The 4,158-nt window shown below is 61.8% G+C and carries 3 protein-coding genes; all 3 read left to right on the top strand.

From position 1 onward, the window contains the following. Positions 1-1,590: transketolase (gene tkt, locus ACESMW_RS18480; protein ID WP_372988433.1), on the top strand; the 1,590-nt coding region annotated here is incomplete at its 5' end. After that, entirely contained in the window at positions 1,590-2,630 is a 1,041-nt protein-coding gene (gene gap / locus ACESMW_RS18475) for a type I glyceraldehyde-3-phosphate dehydrogenase (protein ID WP_372988432.1), read from the top strand. The genes tkt and gap, both read left to right, overlap by 1 nt. A gap of 189 nt (positions 2,631-2,819) precedes the next feature. Further along, on the top strand, positions 2,820-3,980 hold the full coding sequence (locus ACESMW_RS18470) for a phosphoglycerate kinase (RefSeq protein WP_372988431.1): 1,161 nt from the start codon (positions 2,820-2,822) through the stop codon (positions 3,978-3,980). Positions 3,981-4,158 lie beyond the last annotated feature (178 nt).

Here is a 4,158-nt window from a genome sequence, read left to right as displayed (position 1 = left end):
AACCGTCCGGGTCATGACATCGTTGATCATTACACCTACGCCTTCCTGGGCGACGGCTGCCTGATGGAAGGCATCTCCCACGAAGTCTGCTCCCTGGCCGGCACCCTGGGCCTCGGCAAGCTGATCTTCTTCTACGACGACAACGGCATCTCCATCGACGGTGACGTGGATGGCTGGTTTACCGACAATACTCCGCAGCGTTTCGAATCATACGGTTGGCAGGTGATTCCGAACGTGGACGGCCACGACGCCGAGGCCATCCGTGCTGCCATTGAAGCTGGCCGCGCCAACACCGAGCAGCCCACCCTGATCTGCTGCAAGACCATCATCGGCTTCGGCTCACCCAATAAGCAGGGCAAGGAAAGCTGCCACGGCGCACCGCTGGGTGACGACGAAATCGCGCTGACCCGCGAGCAGCTGGGTTGGGAGCACGGCCCGTTCGAAGTACCGGAAGACATTTACGCGGCGTGGAACGCGAAAGAGAAAGGTGCCCAGTCCCAGAAAGCGTGGGATGAGAAATTCGCTGCCTACGAGAAGTCCGAGCCGGAGCTGGCCGCTGAATTCAAGCGCCGCATGGCCGGTGACCTGCCAGCCGACTTCGCCGAGAAGGCCCAGGCCTATATCCAGGAATGCCAGGACAAGGGCGAGACCGTTGCTTCCCGCAAGGCTTCCCAGAACACCCTGAACGCCTACGGCCCGCTGCTGCCGGAACTGATGGGCGGCTCCGCTGACCTGGCCGGCTCCAACCTGACTATCTGGAGCGGCAGCAAGGGGCTGACCAAAGAAGATGCCTCCGGCAACTACATTTATTACGGTGTCCGTGAGTTCGGTATGGCGGCGATCATGAACGGTATCGCCCTGCACGGCGGTTTCGTGCCCTATGGCGCCACCTTCCTGATCTTCATGGAATACTGCCGCAACGCAGTACGCATGGCCGCCCTGATGAAGCAACGCTCCATCTTCGTGTTCACCCACGACTCCATCGGCCTGGGTGAAGACGGCCCCACGCACCAGCCGGTCGAACAGCTGGCCAGCCTGCGCACCACCCCGAACATGAGCACCTGGCGCCCGGCCGATACTGTGGAATCCGCAGTGGCCTGGAAGGCCGCGCTGGAGCGCAAAGACGGCCCGACCGCAATGGTCTTCTCCCGCCAGGGCCTGCCACATCAGGACCGTACCGCTGAGCAGCTGGCCAACGTTGCCCGCGGTGGTTACATCCTGTCAGACAGCGAAGGCGCGCCGGAACTGATCCTGATCGCCACCGGTGGCGAACTCGGCCTGGCCCAGGACGCCGCCGCCAAGCTCCGGGAGCAGGGCAAGGCCGTCCGCGTGGTTTCCATGCCGTCCACCGATGTCTTCGATGCCCAGAGCGCCGAGTACAAACAGCAGGTGCTGCCGCTGGAAGTCACCAACCGCATCGCCATCGAAGCGGGTATTGCTGACTACTGGTACAAGTACGTTGGCCTCGATGGTCGCGTGGTGGGCATGACCACCTTCGGTGAGTCCGCACCGGCGGGCGAGCTGTTCAAGGAGTTCGGCTTCACCGTCGACAACATCCTGGAAGTGGCTGACGAACTGCTGGACGCCTGATGAACAACTCCAAGCCTTTTCGCATTGCCATCAACGGGTACGGCCGGATCGGCCAGTGCGTGTTGCGGGCGCTGTATGAAAACGGCTATCGCGACCACCTGCAGGTGGTCGCGATCAACGAGTTGTCCGACATCGACACCATCGCCCACCTGACCCGCTACGACTCCACCCACGGCCGGTTCCGGGGTGATGTGGCGGTGGAGGGTGATGACCTGGTTGTCAATGGCGACCGCATCCGCGTCTTGCAGCATCCGGATCCGGCCGATCTGCCCTGGCGTCTGCTGGATGTGGACCTGGTACTGGAATGCTCCGGCTCCTTTTCCGACCGGGCGACAGCCCAGAAGCACATTGATGCCGGCGCCCAACGGCTGCTGTTCTCCCAGCCCGCCGGATCGGATGTCGACCGCACCGTTGTGTTCGGAGTCAACGACGCCGAACTGACCGGCGAGGATGAGATTGTCGCCGCAGCCTCCTGCACCACCAATTGCCTGGTTCCGGTGATCAAGGTGCTGGATGATGCGCTCGGCGTGGAGCAGGGCAGTACCACCACCATCCACGCCGCCATGAACGACCAGCCGGTGATCGACGCCTATCACCACCAGGACCTCCGCCGCACCCGCAGCGCCCTGCACAATATCGTGCCGGTGGATACCGGCCTCGCCCGCGGCATCGAACGCCTTTTGCCCCACATGGAAGGCCGGTTCAGCTCCGTGGCCATGCGCGTGCCCACCCTGAACGTCTCGGCCATCGATATGGTGGTCAACGTTGGCAAGGTTACCTCTGTCGAGGCCGTTAACAAGCTGTTAGAGAACGCCTCAAAGGGGCCGTTAAAAGGTATTCTCGGTTACACCGACGAACTGCTGGCCAGCTCCGACTTCAACCACGACGCCCACTCCGGCATCGTCGACGGCGGCCAGACGAGAGTGACCGGCGGCACCATGGTGAAAGTGCTGTGCTGGTTTGATAACGAGTGGGGGTTTGCCAACCGGATGCTGGATGTCAGCCGGTGTTGGCTGGGAAAGACTGAAAAGGGAGTCTGATCCCCAGGGAGCAAAACTGAAAATGGGGTCAGATGAAAGCTTTCATCAGACCCCGGGGCCGCTGACCAGGCTCTGTGCTATCTCAGGGGTCTGATGAAAACCTTCATCTGACCCCAGCTTGACTAAAGAGGGGTCTGACCCCGAACGGGGGTCAGACCCCATGATCATGCAGACTTAGGGAAGATTGTTATGGCCATCAAAAAAATGACCGACCTCAACCTCGCCGGCAAGCGGGTCCTGATCCGCGAAGACCTCAACGTGCCGGTCAAAGACGGCAAGGTAACCAGCGATGCCCGCATCCGCGCCTCCCTGCCCACCATCAAGGCAGCGAAGGACGCCGGCGCCAAAGTCATGCTGATGTCCCACCTGGGCCGTCCGGAAGAAGGCGTCTACGACGAAGCCTCCTCCATGAAGCCGGTCGCCGACCACCTGACCCAGGTCCTCGGCCAGGAAGTCCGCCTGATCAAGGACTACCTCGACGGCGTTGAAGTGGCCGACGGCGAAGTCGTCCTGTTCGAAAACGTCCGCTTCAACAAGGGCGAAAAGAAAGACGACGAAGAACTGTCCAAGAAATACGCCGCCCTGTGCGACGTCTACGTCATGGACGCCTTCGGCACCGCCCACCGCGCCCAGGCCTCCACCCACGGCGTCGCCCGCTTCGCTCCCGAAGCCTGCGCCGGCCCGCTGCTGGCTGCTGAGCTGGACGCCCTAGGCAAGGCCCTGGACAACCCGGCCAAACCGGTCGTCGCCATCGTCGGCGGCTCCAAGGTCTCCACCAAGCTGGACGTGCTCAACGCCCTGGAAAATGTCTGCGACCAGATCATCGTCGGAGGCGGCATCGCCAACACCTTCCTGGCAGCTGCGGGTCACCCGGTTGGCAAGTCCCTGTGCGAACACGACCTGATCGAAACCGCCAAAGAAATTGCCAGCCGCGTTGAAATCCCGCTGCCGGTAGACGTAGTGGTCGCCAGCGAATTCGCCGAAACCGCCACCGCTACCACCAAGAACATCTCCGACGTTGCCGAAGGTGACATGATCCTCGACGTCGGCCCCGAAACCGCCGGCAAATTCGCCGAAGTGCTCAAAAACGCCAAAACCATCCTCTGGAACGGCCCGGTCGGCGTCTTCGAATTCGACCAGTTCGGCAACGGCACCAAAGCCCTGGCTGAAGCCATCGCCCAAAGCGACGCTTTCTCCCTCGCTGGCGGTGGAGACACCGTCGCCGCCGTTGACAAGTACGGCGTTGCTGACAAAATCTCCTACATCTCCACCGGCGGCGGCGCGTTCCTCGAATTCGTCGAGGGCAAGACACTGCCGGCAGTAGCAGTACTGGAAGAGCGCGGCGTTTAAGTAACTGCTTAAAAGGCTTAGGCGCAAGAGCAAAATCAGAATCGCAAGGAGGGTGGGGTAAGTCTTTCGCGGAATCTCGGAGGCCATGGACGGCCGGAGAGAAGCGCACATGGATGTGCTCGTAGCGGGTCCGCGAAAGACTTACCCCACCCTCCGCCGCAGACTCCAGAGTCTGCAA

It is taken from the genome of Marinobacter sp. (assembly GCF_041690455.1).
In the GTDB taxonomy this organism is placed as follows: domain Bacteria; phylum Pseudomonadota; class Gammaproteobacteria; order Pseudomonadales; family Oleiphilaceae; genus Marinobacter.
The sequence above is the reverse complement of the archived record's forward strand: the minus strand, read 5'-3'. Positions and strand labels throughout refer to the sequence as shown.

Excerpts from the sequence above, each read along its gene's own strand:
- gap (WP_372988432.1), top strand. The coding sequence starts at position 1,590 with ATGAACAACTCCAAGCCTTTTCGCATTGCCATCAACGGGTACGGCCGG.
- ACESMW_RS18470 (WP_372988431.1), top strand. The coding sequence starts at position 2,820 with ATGGCCATCAAAAAAATGACCGACCTCAACCTCGCCGGCAAGCGGGTC.